Here is a 19,939-nt window from a genome sequence, read left to right on the forward strand (position 1 = left end):
AGGAATAAAGTTACACATCATCGCAAAGGTCGTTCAGAACGAAATCAAGGCAGAACCTCTTACGGTTCATAACCTTTCTGTATAAACCGGTGAGGACATCCCCCCCCAAAAAGAGACTATGTATCTTTGATGAAAGAAAACATTCAAACAATCAGGAAAGCACTAGAATACAAATGATAAAAGCCAGGCGCATTCAAGCGCCTGGCTTTTTCCATCTATCAAACTTCCACCGTAAATGCAGGAATCGGGTCTTTAAATTCAGTCCAATCCTCTGTCATTTCTTTTTCTGTTAGCAAGCAGCTATCTAATGACTGCTCGATTTCTTCCCTATTCATCCCAAGGCCGATAAATACGATTTCGTTCATTCGATCCCCATGAACAGGGTCCCATTTCTCTGCTAATTCCACTTCCTCAGCAAGGATTTCCATTCTTTCATTCTCAGGATAAGCAGCTACCCATTCCCCTGCTCCCTGGATGATGATCGATGGACCTGCCTGGGATAATAAGCCCGTCATGTCGTTACGGGTCGGCAGCCAAAAGAAGCCCTTTGCCCTAACGATATCAACCGGCCACTCCTCCATCCAAGCCATGAAACGTTCTGGGTGGAAAGGCTTGTTGCGGCGATAGACAAAAGAAGAAATTCCATATTCTTCAGTCTCGGGTGTGTGTTCTTCTTGTAATTCTTTTATCCACCCGGCTGCCTGGCTGGCTTTCTCAAAATCGAATAGTTGGGTATTCAGGACTTGATCTAAAGAAATATTAGAATGTGAAGTTTCGATGATTCTCGCTTCCGGGTTCAACTTATGAAGAACTGCTTTTAATTCAACCACGTCCACTTTCTCCACTAAGTCTATTTTATTTAACACAATCACATTCGCAAACTCGATTTGATCAATCAGCAAATCCACTACTTCCCTTGTATCTCCTTCGCCTGTTGCCTGTTTACGGTCCAGCAGAGTTTCACCACTTGCAAAATCGTGCCAGAATCGGTTGGCGTCCACAACCGTCACCATCGTATCCAGTCTCGTTTTACTCGTCAGATCAATGTCCATCTCTTCATCCAGATAAGTGAATGTTTGAGCTACAGGAATCGGTTCCGAAATCCCGGTAGACTCGATCACAATATAATCAATATTCCCCTGGTCGACCAATCGCTGGACTTCGATCATTAAATCTTCTCTTAATGTACAGCAAATACACCCATTTTGAAGCTCGACCAGTTTTTCTTCTGTTCTAGCGAATCCCCCACTCTTAACGAGGGACGCGTCGATATTCACTTCACTCATATCATTCACAATAACCGCTATTCTCTTATCTTCCCGATTATGTAAAATATGATTTAATAATGTCGTCTTGCCTGATCCTAAATAACCGCTTAATACTGTTACTGGTACTTTCATGATAAACATTCATCTCCTTTTAAATTCGAAATCATTACGATTTAAACTGTATGGTTCACTATTCTTTCTGCTGCTTTCCTTGCACCTGAAATATTACGCGAGGGCGGCCCGATTTCTAACTCAGCCAGTGGTCCTGTAACAAATAAATGATTACACCATGACAAGTCCTCTTTCACTACCGGAAAACCACATTTCGCACACGCTAACTTTTCTTCCTGAATGAGTCTTTGCAGCCAGTCCACTTTCATGACCTCTCTTGAAAATCCGGTGGCAAATAGGATCGTCTTTGCCTTTACAATCGACTCTATCTTCGTTAAATGCAGTATAATCTCATTGTCTGATACATCCCATGATTGGATTTCATCTTGGATAAAGGTGAACGTGTTGCTTCGTTTCAGATTTCTCAACTTATTAGCTAATTCACTTGGCATAGACCCTTTATGACGGGCATGATCAATGACCTCTCTTCTGTCTTCATACCGTGAAATCTTTTCAAAGCCACTCATATACTTAGGGCCAAGCCAGCCAGGATCACTATCAAAGTCGTGAACTCTATAAGGGTGCCTGGCTATTTGATATACCAGTCCGGGGAATTGTTTGCTTAGCTTAACCACCAGGTGGGCAGCGGAGATCCCTCCACCTATCACGACGATTGGTGGTTCTATTCTCGGAAGGGATTCAGCAAATAAATGTCCAACTTGTTTTGGGTGTGCCACAACAAGATCACTTCCCCAAGAGGGATAAGCCAATTTATTATTCATTCCCGTTGCAATCACAATGTTACTCCCATAAAAATGGTCCAAACTACTTGTTCTCACTATCCACCCGTTATCACCTTTCTCAACGTGTTCCACCTTTCCCTGAAACCAGGCTTTAGAGATTTTTATTCCTTCCAAGACAGCGTTACTATGTTGATTGAATAGAGGAAGAGCCGGCCGCTTATATGGTCCGTAGAAATTTTCTCCTCCACCCTTCTTAAAGGATTTCAGACTAAATGGATGTGTATCCAAATGGTGGACAAAAGGTGATCGCAAATACGGCATATCAATTAAACCAGTCAGCCTTTTCCACTTAAATAATGGCTCTGGGTAAGGATCAATTACACATATCTTATGAATTGGCACCTCTTTCTTTTTCACAAGATACGTAGCCACGGTGCATCCATGGATACCTCCACCGATTATGATCCATTCATACATATCCTCACCACCTGATTACGTCTATTAAAACGAAATAATTACGATTTATTTATTATGAGAGAATCCTTACTTACATAAAAGTAAGGATTCTTTCGTTTATTCAATTTTAATGAAAAATTCTTCTACATAAGGATTAGCAGGCGGGTCGATTACTTCAAACACCGGATTCTTTATTACAGGCATTTGCTGACCATTAAAATCCACCTTATCAATCACGCCGCTCACGTTAATCCATGTATCTGGTTCCAGTTTACTCAGTTCTGAATCGCGTGCCAATAAACCATAAACAGAGGCATCGGCTACGCAGCATGTAACGGTGAAACGAGAAATGACCAATTCTTCCTCTGCAAATCCTTCATCTTTATAAACAAAACCTGTAAGCTGAATTTCTTTACCGACGAAGTTGTCAAGATTTTCATCCACAATACTTAATGTTTGAATATATTGTTCATCTCTTACGAATATTTTTTCTTTTTTATTTACTATCTCCTTCAACTTGTCGAAATCCTTTTCCACAGGAAATTCGTCATACGGGTCGAGGGTGGGATCGGTTGCAGTCGAACTTTTTTCACCATTCTCATCTTGATTTAACTCTTTTTGTTCACTGGATGGCGGTGTTGAAAATAGACTATTCCCCACTTTCACCCCTCTTTTAGCCGCAACGGAACTATCCAATAAGTTATCCGGCATGAGGAACCCAACCACAATTGGAAATATAAATAGGGCATATACCATGCTGGACTTGATGAACCCTTTTGGCAGTTCATGACCTTCGCAACCACAATGGTGTTCTTTTGCAGATGCTGAAGATGTCCCCCGGATGATTTGAATCGCCCCCAGAAGAATGAAAACACCCAGAGCAAAATACATATAACCATGCATTTTGGGTGCGACAAAGTTTTGCAAATTAAACGTTAAAAATAGTTTCAATACCAAGAGAGCATATCCGATTAAGATGATCCCTCTGATGAATGTATGGAATTGAATGGATTGTTTCACTCCTCTTGCCTCCTTTACACAAATACTTGGAATATAAGCGTGCAAATATATACTACGATTGTCACGATTCCAATAAAGGTCAACACGAATTTTTTATTAAAGTAAGCAAGCATCAATAATGTATTCTTGAAATCTATCATCGGCCCATACACTAAAAATGCCAAAAGGGACGAAGCAGAAAAGATACTGCCGAAAGACGAGGCCACGAATGCATCTGCCTCTGAACATAGAGAAATAATATACGCAAACCCCATCATAACCGCCGGTGCCAGAACCTCATTCGTCCCAATCCCCACTAACAGTTCTCTATCAAGATATGTCTGAAATCCTGCTGCAACAAATGCTCCGATGATAAGAAATTTACCCATGTCAAAAAATTCATCACTGGCATGTACAATCGTCTGCATGAGTTTATTGGAAGAGTGATCGTGATGATGCTCGTGATCATGCTCTTTCTGTATGAGCGGGTTTCTCTTTCCATAAAACCTGTACAATAGTGCCCCGATTATTAAGGCAGCTATTAGAGCAATACCCATCCTGCCCCAGACAACCGTCATATTATTCTGGAACGCATAATAAGTAGATGCGAAGACTATCGGGTTTAATATAGGCGCCGTTACCATTACGACAATCGCAAGATGAGCGGGCATCCCTTTTTTAATCAGCCTCCTGGCCACTGGTACAATGGCACATTCACATACCGGAAGCAATGCCCCTACTACAGCTGCAGGAAACAAAGCCAGGTAAGGAAATCTCTTGGGAATGATTTTTTGTAATAACCTCTCAGACACAAATACTTGAATAAGTGCCGATGCGAAGACACCGATTAAGATAAAAGGAATCGCTTCTAATAGGATACTTAAAAATATGGTAATGACATTCGCCATCGAAGAAGTAAGAAACTCGTCCGGGACATACCCTTTCACCCAATCTCCCGCTAAAAAAAGAACAATGAATAACAAAAATAATAGTATCCCTGTCATCTCTTGACTGAAGCTCCTCAAAGAATTCATTGGTTTACGTTTCCTTTCTTAAGACTGCATTTATTAATCGTAATCATTTCGCTTTACATTATACCTTATTCTTGTCCCAAAAAACTATGCTAAATTTTTTTTAATCTTTCTTTAACATTTCAATTCTGCATAACCTAAAGTTTTTCTTCAAAAACTACATATGAATTGAATAGATTGGAGGGGATTCATATGACGAAAAAGTACAACAAAGGCAGTGAAAATCAAAATTCACCAAAGCGCGGCACGACGGAATTTGCTAATGAAATCACGAGTGGAGACAACAGTAAGGGTAATAAGCACAATAAAGACCAACGTAATAAAACGAAATAAAAAGAACCTGCCTGATGATTCATCAGGCAGGTTTTAATTAGTTATAAGTAAAGGTCTCAACTGGTTCTCTTACTCATCATCACCAGTAATCCTCACCGCGGCCGTACCATTTTGAAGATAAGTGGGCGGTGTCGGATCAACTTCTTTATCATTACTTCCATAAAATCTTTCATTCAATTCCATATTTGCTTCTGTAGTCGATGTTCTTTCATCCTGCTTCTTCATATCATCATCACCCTTTCGCTATTAGCGTATCGGATTCCAAATGAAATATACGCTCATTTTTCTCTAAAAAAAGGACAAACTAACCAATGAAAATAGACTAAAAGGAGGAAATGAAGAATGGATTATAATCGTGTAAAACAGATATTATCTTCTTCAGCTGATATTGAAGTAAAATATAAAGATGCATCTGTCTGGATCGACTCTGTTACTGAAGATGGAAAAACAGCCGTTGTTCATCTTCGCGGACCATTAGAAGAACGTTCCGAAGTAAGTGTTTCAGATTTAGAAGAAGCATAAAGGTAGAAAAGACCATGCAGTCCCCCGAAAGGAAGGAGAAGCATGGTCTCATCTATCTTAAACTTATTTATTGTCTTTGATTTTCCCTTTGTTTTTAAGAAGTTCAAAGATCATTTTTGCTTGATCTGTGTTATCGATCATGCCGGAGAACTTCTCTTTTTGTGGACCAAATGCATAGACAGGAACGTCATCGCCTGTATGTCCATCCGTTGTCCAGCCCGTGCCTGAACGCTTGTCGAAGATTTTCTCGATTGCATTATCGATTTCGGTTTGATCGCCTTTTTCTGCTGCTTCTTTCACAGAAGCGATTTCCTCTTCCGTTAACTCAAGGTCGATATTTTCAGTTAATGTTTCTTCCACTGAAGCACCATTTACAATTTGGTCTGCCATGAAATCAGGAGTGCGTTTTGCTGCTTGAATCGGTGCCGGATCCCAATTGTATTCACCGTCTGCACCAATCGAGATTCCTCCTGTAGAATGGTCGGCTGTAACGACTACCAATGTTTCACCATTTTCTTTCGCAAAATCCCTAACTTCTTCAAGAGCCTTCTCAAAGTCTCTCATTTCACTCATAGCCCCGACAACATCATTATCGTGACCAGCCCAGTCGATTTGACTTCCTTCCACCATCAGGAAGAATCCGTCCTTGTCACCTTTTAAACGGTCTAGTGCAGATGTCGTCATATCCGCTAAGCTTGGCTGTTCTTCGTCACGATCAATCATCTTGTCCATCCCTACTTCAGAGAAAAGACCAAGAATTTGCTTGTTGTCGTCATTTTTAAGTTCCTCAGCTGATTTCACATAGCTGTAGCCATCCTTTTGGAACTCCTCAGCAAGGTTACGGTCATCACGTTCGAAGAAGTCCGTCCCCCCACCTAACATGACGTCTATCTTATGCTCTCCATTAATCATTTCATCATAATAGTCATCTGCAATCGCATTTTCGCTTTTACGCTGCTCTTCATGTGCTCCATAGGATGCTGGAGTTGCATGGGTGATTTCTGATGTTGCCACGATTCCTGTAGACATGCCGTTTTCTTTCGCCTGCTCTAATACTGTTTTAACATCAGTCTTATCATTATCGACTGCGATTGCATTATTATATGTTTTGACTCCACCGCTCATCGCCGTAGCAGCAGCGGCTGAGTCTGTTACGTTTTCTTTCTCATCCTCTGGATAAGTGGATTGTAATCCGACAAGGTAAGGATCGAATGCCGTTTTTTCCATTTCAACTGTTTCTGGATTGTCGTTCATGTAACGAAGAGCCGTTGTGTAAGGCACACCCATGCCATCACCGATCATAAAGATGACGTTTTTGGCTTTGCCGTTCTTGGATTCCTTCGCTTGTGCTTCTGTGTTGTCCTGATTCATTCCTATTACACTTCCAAGAGCTAATGTTGACACAACCGCTAACGGAAGAACCTTCTTCAATGATTTCTTCATATACCCTACCTCCTATAATTTCGACTACATATGTAGAATAAAGGGGAAATGTGAAGAAGCATTTGCAAAAAGAAGACAGGAGTGTAAAGCTTCTGTAAAAAGAAGAAAAACAGGTATAAAGTCACCTGTTTTTCTTTAATGACACTATCCAGTTCATAATCAATAAGATCTCAACTACTCTCTAATCAGGGGAAGCGTACAGCAGCGGAATGAGCCGCCTGACTTGATGATTTCGGATAAATCCAGTTCAATCACGTCAAAACCCTTCGATCTGATTCGTTCATTCATGTCTTGATTTTGAGTGAGACTGATGATTTTCCCGTCTCCGATCACTAATACATTTGGACCCATTTGAAATTGTTCTTCGTCAGATACAGTAATGATATTATAATGCTCCTTGATTGACTCAAGATCCTCTTTAGAAAAGGCCGGGGGATACACAAGTGCCCATTCCTCTGAAATGATTGTAAACACACAATCTAAATGAAGGATCTCTTCTTTTAAAGGCAATTCATGAACGGTGAATTGGGGAAGCTGATTCCGTAATGATTGGATGGCCAATTGATTCGTCCGTCCACTCACGCCAATCCAAATATTTTCCTCATCAACGAGTACATCCCCTCCTTCGATGGAATGTAGCAGCTCACTATAAGGCACATCATTCTCTTCCAGCCAATTCTTCAGCGTCTTCACTTCGCCTCGCCTGACATCCGTATTCATCGATGCAACGAAGAACTGATCATGGATCGTGAACCCGATATCCCTTGTGAAGACTTGTTCATTAAACTCCGGGGATGGTCGCAGATGAATGACCTCTGCACCATTTTTCTCTAGCGTATCAACAAAGTTTTTATGCTGCAGAACCGCTTTATCTATATTGATATTTTCTTTGAGGAAATGCTTTTGAGTCTCATTTATGATTTCATTTATTTGCATATTTTCAGGTGACACAACGACCACTTTCTTTAACTTCCCATACTCATTGGGACAATGGGTTTTAGATTTTGGAACCAACGGGGAATTCAAACTCATCTTTACGCCCTCCATTTATATACTCTTAAAAACTGCTTTTCCCTGTTATTATGCTGATAAAACTTCCTTTTTATAATTTATGCTGAAGAAGCCTAAACAGGGACGACGGGCATCATGGATTTAAGAAAGAAGGGCTTTTGTCCAGCCGAAAAAGGCATGCATCTGCACGCCTCCTTCATCAATGAACCATCCGGTCATGATCCTTCCAGTATTCTTTTCGGATCACGACCTTTTGGATTTTTCCTGAAGCGGTCTTTGGTAATTCCTTCGCAAAAGTAATACTCTTCGGTGCTTTGAAGTGGGCAAGCTTTTCCCTGCTGAACTCGATGAGATCCTTTTCCGTTAAGCTGTGCCCCTCCCTGAGTACAACCACTGCATGAGGCACTTCCCCCCAGCGTTCATGGGGGATGGCAACCACCGCTGCTTCCAGGACACTATCATGCTCATAGAGAGCCCCCTCTACTTCAATAGAAGAAATGTTTTCTCCCCCGCTGATGATGACATCTTTCATCCGGTCGACAATTTCAATGAAGCCATCTTCGTCAACGGTTGCCATATCCCCCGTATGGAGCCAGCCATCTCTAATCGTATGATTGGTGGCCTCGGTGTTTTTAAAGTAACCCTCCATCACCGTATTCGTTCTTGTAACGATCTCTCCAATCGCTTTTCCATTATGGGGCACTTCATTACCGAGCTCATCCACTACCTTCACCTTGCTGCCAATCATACTGTAGCCGGCTTTCGCCTTTAAACGGTACTTCTCTTCCTTTGGTCGGTCCTGCTCGGAAGATCTCAGTATGGAAGTCGTGATAAGAGGTGAGATTTCAGTCATTCCGTACACCTGGATGAACTCCCACTTCAGATCCTCTTCCACCTTACGGACAAATGCTGGTGGAGGAGCCGAACCTGCAATGACAACCCTTACATTTCGTCCGATCGTCCGCTCCCTGTCAGGATAGGTTTCCAGAAGCATATTCAGAACAGTCGGCGCCATATGCATAACCGTCACACCATGCTTCTCTACTTTATCTAATATCATTTCAGGGTCTACTTTTCTTAGCATCACCTGGGTCGCACCGTTAGCCGTATAGTAAAAAGGAGATCCCCATCCATTCACATGGAACATTGGCAGCACATGAAGTAAAGTGTCCCGATCCGAAACCCGTAAATGATGCATGGAGGATAGGGCATGCAGATAATTTGATCGGTGTGTGAGGAGGACTCCCTTCGGATCCCCGGTCGTTCCACTTGTATATAATAATGAAGCGATGTCGGTTTCTTCCAGCTCTACGCGATCGAAGGCTTCATCGCTGAATGAGCCTCGCCACTCGTCATAGCCGGGGTGTCCATCGATAGACTCACCATGAATCACAACTTGCTTTACATTCGGCACCTTTGACAAAATCGGCTGAACCAGTGGATACAGTTCCTCATCCACAAATAATACTTTGCTCTCGCTATGAGTCAGAATAAATTGATAATCCGCAGGTTTTAAGCGCGTATTAAGCGGTGTCATGATCCCTCCGACACCATAGACACCATAGAACCCCTCCAACATCTCAGTGGTATTAGGGGCAAGATACGCAACCTTGTCCCCTTTTTCAACCCCGAATTCCTTAAGTCCTCTAGACAATTGATTGACTCGGGCATTCAGCTGCTTATACGTCAAACGCTTCACATCATCAATGATTGCCACCTTTTCCCCATATTGTTCGACTGCCCGATCCAGAAAATCCGTTAACACTAATGGTACATGCATATGTACAACCCATCCCCTCTGTTAGTAAATGACATTTTATATTCATTATTTTAGCAGATTCGGGATATTAATTGGGAATATTCTGAAATTTTATGCAGAATATTCCCCCACTCCTTTCATCAAAAAAAAGCATGATGACACATTGGTCACCATGCTTTTAAAGTCAGCGGCCTCTTCTATTTGAAGATGCCCTTCCTTGGCTGTTTCTTTTACCACTGGAGTCGTTTCTTCTTGGTTTGCCAGAATCACTTGGCCTTGTTGGTCTGCCTTTTGAAGGGCTGACCGAGTCTCCGCCGCGCCGGGATGATGATTCTTCCCTTCTCGTCCGACGACTGTGTGACGAGTCACCACCGTCACTGTTACGGGACCTGCCTCCACGTGGAGACCTTGCTTTTCGCTCTTTATTCGCCTGGATATTCTTTTCACGTCTATCCTTCGCACTTTCATTTGATCCCTTATGGACATTGGCGGGTTCCTTAGAAGGTGCGACCTCCACGACACGACGAGGCAATGAACGGCCAATGCCTTTTTCAATCATTTCCAGGTCCTGCTTATCTTTTAATGCAACAAACGTGATGGCCAGCCCATCTTTACCGGCACGTCCCGTACGTCCGATTCTGTGAATGTAGCTTTCCACATCTTGAGGGATATCATAATTGAATACATGTGTTACGCCTTCAACATCAAGACCACGCGCTGCCACATCCGTTGCGATAAGAAGTTGAAGCTTCGCATCCCGGAACTTCTTCATCACGTTTTCCCTTTTCGCCTGGGATAAATCACCGTGAAGCTCATCGACTAGAAACCCTCTCGCTTTAAGGTCTCCAAGCAGCTTGCTGACCCTTCTTTTCGTGCGGCAGAAAATGATGCCTAAAAACGGCTGGACATCATGGATCGTTTGACTAAGGGCTTCTAATTTCTGACGATCCGTCGTTTCCACGATTTCCTGCTGGATTTCCTGTACGATTTTTTCTTTTTCGCGGATCTGTACATTATGCGGGTTGTTCATATAGCGCTTGCCGATCTTTCGGATATCTTTTGACATCGTCGCAGAGAATAGCGCGGTTTGACGGGTGAACGGCGTCTCGCGAATGATCGACTCCACTTCATCAAAAAAACCGATATGAAGCATTTGATCTGCTTCATCCAGTACTAAAAACGATACGTTTGAAAAGTCCACGGTCTCCCGACGAACGTGATCAAGTAAACGACCAGGTGTTCCAATCACTATATGAATCGCTTTATTCTTCAGTCGCTTGATCTGCTTCTCAACATCCTGGCCGCCATAAACGGCCAACACATGTATGTCATCTTCCGTAGAAGAAAGAATCTGATTTAATTCAGCCGTCACCTGAATCGCGAGCTCCCTTGTCGGGGTCACAATAAGAGATTGGATCTCATCTCTCGCTGGATCAATTTTGGCAAGCATAGGCAGAAGAAAAGCCATCGTTTTTCCCGTTCCTGTCTGTGCCTGACCGATCACATCTTCTCCATTTAATAACACAGGGATGGTTTCGCTCTGGATCGGTGTTGGTTCTGTTATCGATTGTTCTTTTAACGCATTGACGTACTTAGGTTGAATTCCTAAGGAAGTAAAATCATTCAATGGGGTCACCTCTTTGTACCCATTATACCTTTAACTCTCTTTAGAAAATAGGGCACTATGTTATAATGGGAAAATCGTAAAATGAAATGAGGAATAATCATGCTGGCATTTGAAGATAAATTAACTATAATTGAAGAGTTTCCTGAGCTTACACGGAAGGATGTATCATTGAACCGGGTAAATTTCCACTTTGAAGACAGTCTCTATGATAAAACGACCGTGGTGTACCACCTGCACCCGAACGGAAACGGTTTTGTTTATACGGGCAGCCTTCCCGGTTATGAAGCGAATCAAAAAGGACTCGTCAATATCCGTGATTTTTCGGCGGATGAACTGCGCGTAATCATCCGGGCTTCCATTGATCACTTGGCAACGGAAGAAGAAATCGTGCCTCCGGTAGAACAGTTGTGGAAAGATGCGGATGGGCACTCCCTCACACTGCTGGAAGAAGATGACCGCTGGAATATATATGCCGGTGACAATTTGGAGGACAGCTTTGGCGGATATGATGAAGCTGCGTTGTATTTGCGTGAGGAAGGGTTTCGGAGACGTTGATAAGAAGTTGCATCAAGTTTCTCTTGAAAAAGGACGAATTCTTTATCGATTCGTCCTTTTTTAATGGATTCTGGCGCTGCATCTGTCATGGGGCAGGTTCCCCTTGTAAGAATCGAGGTGAAATGGTGACGAATTCGGACGGTTTCTGTGAGAATCCAGCCGATACTTTGATGAATCCAGCCGGTTTCTCTGAAAGTCCAGCCGATACTTTGATGAATCCAGCCGGTTTCTCTGAAAATCCAGCCGATACTTTTACCAATCCGGCCGATTACTGTGAAAATCCAGCCGAAACCGTGACGAATCCGGCCGATTACTGTGAAAATCCAGCCGATATTGCCGATTATCCGGCCGATTCCGGGAAAAATCCGGCCGAATTACTTTTATTCCCAAATAAAAAACCGATTTGTTTATAGAGACCTTTTCAAAATATCCCTCACAGCGTCATAATCCATCTCCTTATAGGTTCCTACACCGGGCTTAATGAACGTCTTCTCCACAATGGCATCAAACTCGCTATCATCAATATCATAATCCCTAAGCGTACTTGGAGCGCCCAGCGAGTTCCAGAAATCACGAAGAGCTTTAGCACCTTCTCTCGCCACTGTGATATCGTTCTTACCTTCAGGGGAGATACCGAAAACATTGACCGCTAGCCTTTTCACCCGGGAGGGGTCTTCTTCAGCGACATGCTCCAACCAGTTCGGGAAAAGAACCGCAAGTCCGCCGCCGTGTGGAATATCGTAAACTGCGGAGATGGCATGCTCGATTCTGTGCGTTGCCCAATCTCCTCCATCTGTTCCATTCGAAAGGGTTCCATTAAATGCTGTGGTACTGATGTACATCATCGTTTCTCTATGCTTGAATGATTGTAAGTCTTCCAGTAATTGAGGGCCGGTTGCGATTGCCGTTCTTAACAGGGACTCAATGAATCCATCAATCATCGGTGTGTTTTCTGTCCGATGGAAATAGTGTTCAAGGGCATGGGACATACTGTCGACGATTCCATAGATTGTTTGATCCCGTGGCACAGAAAATGTATAGGCAGGATCAAGGATCGAAAACACAGGGAATACAAAGGGAGAACCCCAACCTAATTTATCCTTCGTTTCCCAGTTGGTGATGACTGAAACAGAGTTCATTTCAGAACCTGTTGCTGCCAGGGTCAGAACCGTTCCAAATGGTAGAGCTTCTTTAATAGGAGCTTTTCCTGTAATCAAATCCCAAGCATCACCCTCGTATTTTGCCCCGACAGAGATGGCTTTTGTGCAATCGATCACACTTCCCCCACCAACTGCCAATATGAAATCAATCCCTTCAGTTTTACAAATTTTGACTCCTTTACGTACCGTTGTCAAACGGGGATTCGGCTCAACTCCGCTCAATTCGTATACAGACGCATCGACTTTCTCCAACTCAGCAAGTACATGATCGTAAACGCCATTCCGCTTGATGCTACCTCCCCCATAGACCAGCAGGATGTTTTTTCCTCTATCTAAAATAGTCGATAATTGCTTTACTTCATCTTTTCCAAAGTACAGCTTCGTAGGATTGTATTGCAAAAATGTATTCATGTTTCGCACCTCATCTTAAAGTTTGTGTACTCATAGTAACACTGAGTTCTTTCATATAGATATTGATACTTTCCCATATGACTCATCAAAAATATTGATATTAATGAGTTATGGATGAAATCAATTGCGTTAATGGCGGAGTTAGCCACTTCTTTCTTTGATACACAACCTGCGTATAGACCTTTATTTTTTCATGATGAAACGGAAGTTGGATCACCTTACCGTTATCAATTTCTTTCCTTACCGAGATTTCAGGTATGATGGCAAGTCCTAAATCGTCCGCCACACATTGTTTGATCGCCTCTAGACTGCTAAAGGAAATAACGGATTTAGCCTGAACATTTTCTTCTTTCAGCAACTGTTCCAGCAAGACTCTGTAAGAGCAGCCTTCCTCCGTTAAAATCAAGGTTTCTGATTCAAGTTCCCGCAGGTCCATCACTTGATGTGAACCGAGTCGATGACCAGGCGGTGCAATCATGACAAGCTTTTCCTGACGAATCGGAATGGTCGTGAGTTCAGGGTGCTCCACATAACGGTCCATTAAAATCGAAACATCGAATTTCCCTTCAAGCGTCCCTTCCTTTAAATTAGGACAAAGTCCGGATTCCAATAGAATCTTTAATTCGGGATGCTTTTCTTTTAATTGTTTAATATAAGGCGTTATGAAATAGGCAGCCAATGATTCTACCGTCCCTACACGCAGCGTCCCCCTCAGATTACTTTCCTTCGAGATTCTTTCCTCTGCTTCATCTAAAAGGGATAGGATCTTCTCCACATAGTAATAGAGTTCTTCCCCTGATTGGGTAAGGCGCATCTTACGGCCGACCCGCTCAAATAACTTAATGCGATAATACTCTTCTAGCTTCTTGATCTGGGTGGTCACACTCGATTGAGCATAGCCCAGTTCTTCCCCGGTCTTTGTATAACTTCCCCATTTGGCGACTTCTTTAAAAGTATAAAAGTAATTCAGGTCCATGCTCTTCCTCCATCATTATTTACGATAATTAGTATCAATAATTATAGATAACTCCAATACTTTAAACAATGATATACTCCAATCCAACACCTTTCCCCAACAAAAGGTGGCGCCCAATCCGTATGATACTGTACACTTTAACTATTACTCTGGCTGACTAATAGATAAGAAGGATTTTCTTTCTAATCCGCTTATGGGTCGCTCTTCATCAAATCCCGCCATATAATTTAAGGAAAATATAAACTGTGACCAAAATTCATTTGGAGGAGTGTTAATTAATGAAAGTATTAGCGCTTTTAGGGAGCACACGAAAAAACGGTAATTCTGAATACCTTGCCAAAAAGATCGTTGAAGGAACCGATCATACCATCGTGTCGCTTGCCGACCTGCATATTGAACCGATCGAAGACTTAAGACACTCAGAAGGTGGATTCTCCCCTGTCGATGATGACTACGAACAGCTCGTTCATTTAATGGAAGAGCATGACGTATTACTGTTTGCTACACCCCTTTATTGGTACGGAATGAGTGGTCCCATGAAAAACTTCTTCGACCGCTGGAGCCAGTACCTGCGCGATGAGCGCTTTACCTTAAAAGAAGAACTAGCGAAGAAAAAAGCGTTTGTAGTGATTACCGGTGGAAGCTCTGCAAAGATCAAAGGCCTTCCCCTGGTACAGCAGTTCAATTACATTTTTGAATTCGTCAATATGGAATTTGCTGATTAAGAGTGAAGCCCGGAGAAATCGCAAATGACGTAGCAGCCCTTGAAAAGGCTGAGCGTTGGAATGCACAATTCAAATAATGGATGATCCCTCTACGGGGGTCATTTTTTTTGTTAATTTTTCCTTGATAAGGAAACAGTATAAGCACAACTCTTTATGGGAGGCTCACTATGGATTTTCCAACGATACACACAAACGTCTGGGACGCCGTCATCGCGATTCCTGTCATTATCATCCTCGTGCAACTCATTAAAGTTCTCTTTAAACCTCATGGCTTTTTAGTGCCTAATATTGCCGTCATTCTTGGCTTGCTAATTTCCATTTTCATCAGTCATAAAGGGCACCTTGCTACGGGGATTTTCATGGGGTTCTTTTATGGATACGCTGCGATTGGGAATTATGCTTCTTTGAAGACTTCCGTATTGGCTTTTCGGGGGGAGAAGGAGGATGTTCGATGAGGGGCGTTAAGTCGTATCTTTTATCTTTGGTTGACCCGGTGGTTGAAAGGTTCATTTTCTGTAAAATCTTACGTGTCGCTGAAACGGATTCCAACCTTAAAAATCCCCTCGCTTCCTTGTTCGTAATAGTAGGCTGGATAAGAAAAGCATAATCTCTCAACGAATAAACATGAGCATCTTTTTGTACTGATTTACAGCTGCTGCATATCCAAGTACCACCCATTCTCTCCATTGGTATGGATTCACACTGAACACAATAGACACCACATATAATATCCGTTTGTGAAACGTTAAAATGATGAAGAACATCATACGTTTGAGGCGTATGGCATTTTAGAAGAAGCTTTGAAATTTTGGATGATTCTTTAGAAGTTAATGAAGGGATTGGATAAAAGTGTGTGTAGGTTTCAATTTTGAAGGGGAGCTTGGCACTTCTTACCAGTCTTTGAAACACGTGCTCATCTTCCGGGGAATTTTTAATGAGAGTGTGAGGGTTCGTCAGGACTACAAGGTACTCGATCGATAGTGAAGGACATTTATTCTCAACTAACCACCTTTCAAGCTCCACCTTTTGTCTGTACGCTTGCAGGATTGGATCTGGAAACACTTCTGTTTTACCATTTAAAGTTCGAATCATCTGATTAAAGTTCGTATCGATATAAATATCCCCCGCAATGTTTTTCACTTCTAAAATAAGAATGAAATGTCTGTGCAGGATTAACGTATCGATTTGAAAAAAGGAAGATTTATTTTTCAGACGAAGATCGTGAAGGATAACATACTCTTTATCAGGAAGGTTGTTTAAATAATAGTCTAATGATAACTCTCCACTATACCCAGCCTTGGATTTTCCTAGTTGAGACTCTATTTCTATCCTTCTCACAAAGTATTTTGACAATCGCCTTAAAAGTGCTTCGAGCTTTGGGATGATAATAGGGGTTTGATGTTCTTTTCCGATCAAATAGATCACTCCTTTAGGTGAAGGTTTTTACTGGGTGACTGAGGTGTTGTTGAAAAAAATCCAGCATTTTTTAGGGGATGGTGTTGTTTTTGCAAGGGTTTCAGCAGTTTATGAGGTGCGCCAAAGCTACCACGGGATTGTTCCAGCCCTTTCTGAGATGGGACGGGGCCTGCAAAAGATAATCCGGCCGTTTTCCCGAAAAATCCGGCCGTTTCTGAAGAAAATCCGGCCGAAAAGTGGAGAAATCCAGCCGTTCTTAACAGTAATCCGGCCGAAATCACGAAAAATCCAGCCAATTACCAAATTACAACAAACACCTCGCCATGATTCTACAATTTACACAAAAAAAGATGACCAAAGTCATCCTTGAAGTCTTCCCAATATCGTCATCAACGTCTGATCCAAACTCTCCAACTCTTCCCCATCCATCTCTAATCGCTCGAGCAACCGGGTCGGAACACAAGCAGCTTTTTCTTTCACGGCTTCTCCTTTCTGTGTAAGAGAAATCTGGACGCTTCGTTCATCCTTAACAGATCGATGACGCTCGACGAGTCCGTTTGCTTCCATTCTTTTCAGCATCGGAGTTAACGTTCCCGAGTCTAAGAACAATTTCCGTCCCAATTCTTTTACAGATACCGTTCCATCTTCCCAAAGCACTAACAATGCCAGGTATTGCGGATATGTCACACCGATTTCTTCAAGCAGCCCGCGATATAACTTTGTTATCTCCCTCTCAGCTGTATAGATCTTAAAGCATATTTGATTCTCTAATAATAATGGATTTTTCATACATGCATATTCCTTTCTTGAACAAACTAACCTAAGATTATCATACAAATAAAGATATCAATTATCAAATTTAATTTTACACAACTTAATTGTTGACAACTAAAATAAAAGCCGTTAGTATAAGTTTTGTAATATTAAATTGTACACAACCAAAATGAACGAGGAGTGAAAGAAATGGAAGCATTATACACAGCAAAAGCAACAGCAACAGGGGGACGCGCCGGAAAAGTAACCAGCAGTGACGGAGTATTGGATGTCGGTTTGGCAATGCCTAAATCACTTGGTGGATCCGGGGCAGAAGGAGCAACGAATCCAGAGCAATTGTTCGCAGCTGGATATGCGGCTTGTTTCGATAGCGCTCTTAACTTGGTGGCCCGTCAAGAAAAGAAAAAGATTGAATCGAAAGTTACGGCTGAAGTCTCTATTGGTAAAGATACAGACGGAGGTTTTAAACTTGGCGTTGTTCTTTCTGTGGTTGTCAATGGTGTTGAACTGGATGAAGCGGAGCAATTGGTTGAAAAGGCACATGGAGTTTGCCCATACTCTAAAGCAACGAGTGGCAATATTAATGTTGAACTAAACACTGAATTATACTAAATAGCCGTGGATAGGCAATTAAATGCCTATCCCCTTTTTTTACACTAGTACGAACGTTTGTTCTTGTTTTATTCCAATAGATTGGACTATAATAAGAGGGTATTAAAATTCATGCGAACTGGAGTGGAGAAGTGATGAAGCATCAGGCTACACCTTATTTTAGTTTTAGTGGCGAAGCAAAAGAAGCACTAAACTTTTACAAAGAAGTGTTTGAAGGGGAAGTATTAACAGTTCAGACTTTTGGCGAAGCTGATTACCCAAGTCCACCGGAAATTGCTGATCAAATCATGCATGCTCACTTTAAAAAAGGAGATTTTTCCTTCATGATGTCAGATAGCTTTCCTGGTCATCAGCCAACGGCAGGAAACAATATATCCCTTGTCCTAGAGCTGGAAAGTGAAGAGGAAATCAATAGATACTATAGTCGTTTAACTGAAAAAGGAACAGTAGTTATGGAGCTTCAAGACACGTTCTGGGGTGCTATGTATGCAAAGGTGAAAGATCCTTACGGAATCAATTGGGACTTGAATTACACGAAAAAATAAACCAGTGGCTGCTGCAAACCTGCATATGCAGTAGCCGTTTTTCCACGTTTGCACTGATACATTTCGATCGAATTCCTTTCAGACTGAAACATCCTCTTCAGAATAAATCCTACCTAACTTAATAATTTTACTCATTTAATGCTGATGGAACCCACTAAGAAGCTGAAGTATATTACGGTAGCGAGTAAATTTATGTTTTACTCAATACTGTTAAGGGGAATGGAATATGAACATAATTTAAATGACGATATTTCTTATTGGGGGAACCAAAATGGATCTACATAATGGCCGCTTATTTTGGCCAACTACATTAAAAGATAAAAAGAGAAGCTTCGATACACATTATGATGTAGCCATCATAGGGGGAGGGATGTCCGGGGTATTATGTGCGTACTCACTTACCGAAGCGGGGTTGCGCGTTGCAATCATCGAGAAGCGGAGAATGGCTTCAGGGAGCTCAGCTGCTAATACTGGTTTATTGCAATTTTCCAACGATATCATGCTCCATGATCTGATTGAGCAAATTGGAGAAGAGAAAGCTGTCCGTTTTTATAGACTGTGTCTTGAAGCGATTGAAAGCCTTGAACAGATAGCAATGAAGTTACCAGTCTCTCCCGAATTCATACGGAGGAAGAGCATATACTATGCCAGTACTACCCGGCATGTATCAAAGCTGAAGAAAGAATACAAAGTATTGAAGGAATATGGCTTTCCAGTAGAATATTGGTCCAAGAAAGAAATCAAGCAGCGATTGCCTTTTTCAAAGCCTGGGGCATTGATTACCGATGGAGATGCCGAAGTAAATCCATACCGATTTGTGAACGGCATCATTGACTATTTAAAGACGGGCCAGAAGACCACAATCTTTGAAAATCTTGAAGCCGGGTTGACGGAAGAGGATTCCACCGGGGTCAGCATTCATACTTCTGAAGGCATGATCCATGCATCTCACTTGGTTCATGCAACCGGATATGAAACCCCTCCTATCGATAAGAAAATTGGCACTGATATCAATCGTTCTTATGCCATTGCAACAGAACCCATTGAAGATTTATCCCAATGGCATGAACGGGCTCTCATCTGGGAGACCAAACGCCCTTACTTATATATGCGCACCACAGTGGATAATCGGATCATCGCAGGAGGATTGGATGAGGATCCCCCTGAGGCACCTCAAAGTGAAAAGAAAATAGAAAAACGCGGAAAACAAATTGAAAAAGAAATTCAAAAACTATTCCCTGACCTTCATATCAAAATGGACTATGCGTGGGGAGCGAGCTTCGGAGAGTCATTGGACAACCTCCCTTATATCGGTAGGCATCCTGAAAAAGAACGCACCTATTACTTATTGGGCTACGGTGGGAACGGCACGGTCTATAGTATGCTCGGATCTCACATCCTTCGTGATCTCATCTTAAACCGTCCGAACCAGGACGCAGACATCGTTAAATTGGACAGGTGA

General features: G+C 42.2%; 23 protein-coding genes. 10 read left to right on the forward strand and 13 right to left on the reverse strand.

Annotated features, from left to right (window positions below; genetic code table 11):
* Positions 1–218: 218 nt before the first annotated feature.
* The 4 genes from TV75_RS07935 to TV75_RS07950 all read right to left on the reverse strand — a co-directional run bounded on the left by TV75_RS07935 (position 219) and on the right by TV75_RS07950 (position 4,611).
* Positions 219–1,400, reverse strand: coding sequence for a GTP-binding protein (locus TV75_RS07935; protein ID WP_044338486.1), 1,182 nt, complete (start codon positions 1,398–1,400; stop codon positions 219–221).
* A gap of 41 nt (positions 1,401–1,441) precedes the next feature.
* The gene (locus tag TV75_RS07940) at positions 1,442–2,599 is read right to left on the reverse strand and encodes an FAD/NAD(P)-binding protein (RefSeq protein ID WP_044338201.1); all 1,158 of its coding nucleotides are present in this window, start codon (positions 2,597–2,599) and stop codon (positions 1,442–1,444) included.
* A gap of 96 nt (positions 2,600–2,695) precedes the next feature.
* Positions 2,696–3,598 carry a TIGR03943 family putative permease subunit gene (locus tag TV75_RS07945; protein WP_052504465.1) on the reverse strand — a complete coding sequence of 301 codons (903 nt, stop codon included), beginning with the start codon at positions 3,596–3,598 and terminating at the stop codon, positions 2,696–2,698.
* Between the two features lie 14 nt (positions 3,599–3,612).
* Positions 3,613–4,611, reverse strand: a complete 999-nt coding sequence (locus tag TV75_RS07950) for a permease (protein WP_044338202.1) — start codon at positions 4,609–4,611, stop codon at positions 3,613–3,615.
* A 189-nt stretch (positions 4,612–4,800) separates the two neighbouring features.
* On the opposite strand from TV75_RS07950, the gene TV75_RS22095 reads away from it, so the two are divergent.
* Positions 4,801–4,941 carry a hypothetical protein gene (locus TV75_RS22095; RefSeq protein ID WP_172655678.1) on the forward strand — a complete coding sequence of 47 codons (141 nt, stop codon included), beginning with the start codon at positions 4,801–4,803 and terminating at the stop codon, positions 4,939–4,941.
* Between the two features lie 69 nt (positions 4,942–5,010).
* On the opposite strand, the gene TV75_RS21795 is transcribed toward TV75_RS22095, so the two are convergent.
* On the reverse strand, positions 5,011–5,166 hold the full coding sequence (locus tag TV75_RS21795) for a hypothetical protein (RefSeq protein WP_156142353.1): 156 nt from the start codon (positions 5,164–5,166) through the stop codon (positions 5,011–5,013).
* Between the two features lie 117 nt (positions 5,167–5,283).
* Here TV75_RS21795 and TV75_RS07955 point away from each other — a divergent pair, with 117 nt between their 5' ends.
* Positions 5,284–5,463, forward strand: coding sequence for an H-type small acid-soluble spore protein (locus tag TV75_RS07955; protein WP_044338203.1), 180 nt, complete (start codon positions 5,284–5,286; stop codon positions 5,461–5,463).
* A 63-nt stretch (positions 5,464–5,526) separates the two neighbouring features.
* Here TV75_RS07955 and TV75_RS07960 read toward each other — a convergent pair whose 3' ends face one another.
* The 4 genes from TV75_RS07960 to TV75_RS07975 form a co-directional block, all read right to left on the reverse strand.
* Complete coding sequence (locus TV75_RS07960; RefSeq protein WP_044338204.1) at positions 5,527–6,906, reverse strand: alkaline phosphatase; 1,380 nt, start codon at positions 6,904–6,906, stop codon at positions 5,527–5,529.
* 174 nt (positions 6,907–7,080) lie between these two features.
* A complete protein-coding gene (locus tag TV75_RS07965; protein ID WP_044338205.1) occupies positions 7,081–7,938 on the reverse strand; it encodes a dimethylarginine dimethylaminohydrolase family protein in 858 nt (285 codons plus the stop codon).
* A gap of 178 nt (positions 7,939–8,116) precedes the next feature.
* Positions 8,117–9,697, reverse strand: coding sequence for a long-chain-fatty-acid--CoA ligase (locus tag TV75_RS07970; RefSeq protein WP_044338206.1), 1,581 nt, complete (start codon positions 9,695–9,697; stop codon positions 8,117–8,119).
* 163 nt (positions 9,698–9,860) lie between these two features.
* Positions 9,861–11,312, reverse strand: a complete 1,452-nt coding sequence (locus tag TV75_RS07975; RefSeq protein WP_156142354.1) for a DEAD/DEAH box helicase — start codon at positions 11,310–11,312, stop codon at positions 9,861–9,863.
* Between the two features lie 90 nt (positions 11,313–11,402).
* Between TV75_RS07975 and TV75_RS07980 the strand changes: the two genes are divergently transcribed.
* Together TV75_RS07980 and TV75_RS07985 are read left to right on the forward strand one after the other, a co-directional pair.
* A complete protein-coding gene (locus tag TV75_RS07980) occupies positions 11,403–11,858 on the forward strand; it encodes a hypothetical protein (protein WP_044338207.1) in 456 nt (151 codons plus the stop codon).
* Complete coding sequence (locus TV75_RS07985) at positions 11,855–12,271, forward strand: hypothetical protein (protein WP_044338208.1); 417 nt, start codon at positions 11,855–11,857, stop codon at positions 12,269–12,271. Before TV75_RS07980 ends, TV75_RS07985 begins: the two co-directional genes overlap by 4 nt.
* Here the strand turns inward: TV75_RS07985 and TV75_RS07990 are convergent.
* On the reverse strand, positions 12,266–13,429 hold the full coding sequence (locus TV75_RS07990) for an iron-containing alcohol dehydrogenase (RefSeq protein ID WP_044338209.1): 1,164 nt from the start codon (positions 13,427–13,429) through the stop codon (positions 12,266–12,268). The two genes, TV75_RS07985 and TV75_RS07990, sit on opposite strands and share 6 nt — an antisense overlap.
* Before the next feature lie 100 nt (positions 13,430–13,529).
* Positions 13,530–14,405 (reverse strand): LysR family transcriptional regulator, encoded by an 876-nt coding sequence (locus tag TV75_RS07995; protein ID WP_044338210.1) that lies wholly within the window; start codon positions 14,403–14,405, stop codon positions 13,530–13,532.
* Positions 14,406–14,683: 278 nt separating this feature from the next.
* Between TV75_RS07995 and TV75_RS08000 the strand changes: the two genes are divergently transcribed.
* Positions 14,684–15,130, forward strand: a complete 447-nt coding sequence (locus TV75_RS08000) for a flavodoxin family protein (RefSeq protein ID WP_437176705.1) — start codon at positions 14,684–14,686, stop codon at positions 15,128–15,130.
* 167 nt (positions 15,131–15,297) lie between these two features.
* The gene (locus TV75_RS22285) at positions 15,298–15,585 is read left to right on the forward strand and encodes a hypothetical protein (RefSeq protein WP_082051196.1); all 288 of its coding nucleotides are present in this window, start codon (positions 15,298–15,300) and stop codon (positions 15,583–15,585) included.
* Here TV75_RS22285 and TV75_RS08005 read toward each other — a convergent pair.
* On the reverse strand, positions 15,488–16,546 hold the full coding sequence (locus TV75_RS08005) for a nuclease-related domain-containing protein (RefSeq protein WP_044338211.1): 1,059 nt from the start codon (positions 16,544–16,546) through the stop codon (positions 15,488–15,490). The genes TV75_RS22285 and TV75_RS08005 overlap by 98 nt on opposite strands.
* Before the next feature lie 46 nt (positions 16,547–16,592).
* Between TV75_RS08005 and TV75_RS08010 the strand changes: the two genes are divergently transcribed.
* Complete coding sequence (locus TV75_RS08010; RefSeq protein ID WP_044338212.1) at positions 16,593–16,916, forward strand: hypothetical protein; 324 nt, start codon at positions 16,593–16,595, stop codon at positions 16,914–16,916.
* On the opposite strand, the gene TV75_RS08015 is transcribed toward TV75_RS08010, so the two are convergent.
* Complete coding sequence (locus TV75_RS08015) at positions 16,907–17,335, reverse strand: MarR family winged helix-turn-helix transcriptional regulator (RefSeq protein ID WP_044338213.1); 429 nt, start codon at positions 17,333–17,335, stop codon at positions 16,907–16,909. The two genes, TV75_RS08010 and TV75_RS08015, sit on opposite strands and share 10 nt — an antisense overlap.
* A gap of 174 nt (positions 17,336–17,509) precedes the next feature.
* Here TV75_RS08015 and TV75_RS08020 point away from each other — a divergent pair, with 174 nt between their 5' ends.
* The 3 genes from TV75_RS08020 (at position 17,510) to TV75_RS08030 (ending at position 19,939) form a co-directional block, all read left to right on the forward strand.
* Positions 17,510–17,932 carry an organic hydroperoxide resistance protein gene (locus tag TV75_RS08020; protein ID WP_044338214.1) on the forward strand — a complete coding sequence of 141 codons (423 nt, stop codon included), beginning with the start codon at positions 17,510–17,512 and terminating at the stop codon, positions 17,930–17,932.
* Positions 17,933–18,066: 134 nt separating this feature from the next.
* A complete protein-coding gene (locus TV75_RS08025; protein ID WP_044338215.1) occupies positions 18,067–18,477 on the forward strand; it encodes a VOC family protein in 411 nt (136 codons plus the stop codon).
* A 271-nt stretch (positions 18,478–18,748) separates the two neighbouring features.
* Entirely contained in the window at positions 18,749–19,939 is a 1,191-nt protein-coding gene (locus tag TV75_RS08030) for an NAD(P)/FAD-dependent oxidoreductase (RefSeq protein WP_044338216.1), read from the forward strand.

This window comes from Rossellomorea aquimaris (assembly GCF_000935355.1).
GTDB lineage: Bacteria > Bacillota > Bacilli > Bacillales > Bacillaceae_B > Rossellomorea > Rossellomorea aquimaris_B.

What these genes read in the sequence shown, in the direction of transcription:
- TV75_RS07935 (WP_044338486.1), bottom strand. Translation starts at nt 1,400, where the DNA reads ATGAAAGTACCAGTAACAGTATTAAGCGGTTATTTAGGATCAGGCAAG.
- TV75_RS07940 (WP_044338201.1), bottom strand. Translation starts at nt 2,599, where the DNA reads ATGTATGAATGGATCATAATCGGTGGAGGTATCCATGGATGCACCGTG.
- TV75_RS07950 (WP_044338202.1), bottom strand. Translation starts at nt 4,611, where the DNA reads ATGAATTCTTTGAGGAGCTTCAGTCAAGAGATGACAGGGATACTATTA.
- TV75_RS22095 (WP_172655678.1), top strand. Translation starts at nt 4,801, where the DNA reads ATGACGAAAAAGTACAACAAAGGCAGTGAAAATCAAAATTCACCAAAG.
- TV75_RS21795 (WP_156142353.1), bottom strand. Translation starts at nt 5,166, where the DNA reads ATGAAGAAGCAGGATGAAAGAACATCGACTACAGAAGCAAATATGGAA.
- TV75_RS07955 (WP_044338203.1), top strand. Translation starts at nt 5,284, where the DNA reads ATGGATTATAATCGTGTAAAACAGATATTATCTTCTTCAGCTGATATT.
- TV75_RS07960 (WP_044338204.1), bottom strand. Translation starts at nt 6,906, where the DNA reads ATGAAGAAATCATTGAAGAAGGTTCTTCCGTTAGCGGTTGTGTCAACA.
- TV75_RS07965 (WP_044338205.1), bottom strand. Translation starts at nt 7,938, where the DNA reads ATGAGTTTGAATTCCCCGTTGGTTCCAAAATCTAAAACCCATTGTCCC.
- TV75_RS07970 (WP_044338206.1), bottom strand. Translation starts at nt 9,697, where the DNA reads ATGCATGTACCATTAGTGTTAACGGATTTTCTGGATCGGGCAGTCGAA.
- TV75_RS07980 (WP_044338207.1), top strand. Translation starts at nt 11,403, where the DNA reads ATGCTGGCATTTGAAGATAAATTAACTATAATTGAAGAGTTTCCTGAG.
- TV75_RS07990 (WP_044338209.1), bottom strand. Translation starts at nt 13,429, where the DNA reads ATGAATACATTTTTGCAATACAATCCTACGAAGCTGTACTTTGGAAAA.
- TV75_RS07995 (WP_044338210.1), bottom strand. Translation starts at nt 14,405, where the DNA reads ATGGACCTGAATTACTTTTATACTTTTAAAGAAGTCGCCAAATGGGGA.
- TV75_RS08000 (WP_437176705.1), top strand. Translation starts at nt 14,684, where the DNA reads ATGAAAGTATTAGCGCTTTTAGGGAGCACACGAAAAAACGGTAATTCT.
- TV75_RS22285 (WP_082051196.1), top strand. Translation starts at nt 15,298, where the DNA reads ATGGATTTTCCAACGATACACACAAACGTCTGGGACGCCGTCATCGCG.
- TV75_RS08015 (WP_044338213.1), bottom strand. Translation starts at nt 17,335, where the DNA reads ATGAAAAATCCATTATTATTAGAGAATCAAATATGCTTTAAGATCTAT.
- TV75_RS08020 (WP_044338214.1), top strand. Translation starts at nt 17,510, where the DNA reads ATGGAAGCATTATACACAGCAAAAGCAACAGCAACAGGGGGACGCGCC.
- TV75_RS08025 (WP_044338215.1), top strand. Translation starts at nt 18,067, where the DNA reads ATGAAGCATCAGGCTACACCTTATTTTAGTTTTAGTGGCGAAGCAAAA.
- TV75_RS08030 (WP_044338216.1), top strand. Translation starts at nt 18,749, where the DNA reads ATGGATCTACATAATGGCCGCTTATTTTGGCCAACTACATTAAAAGAT.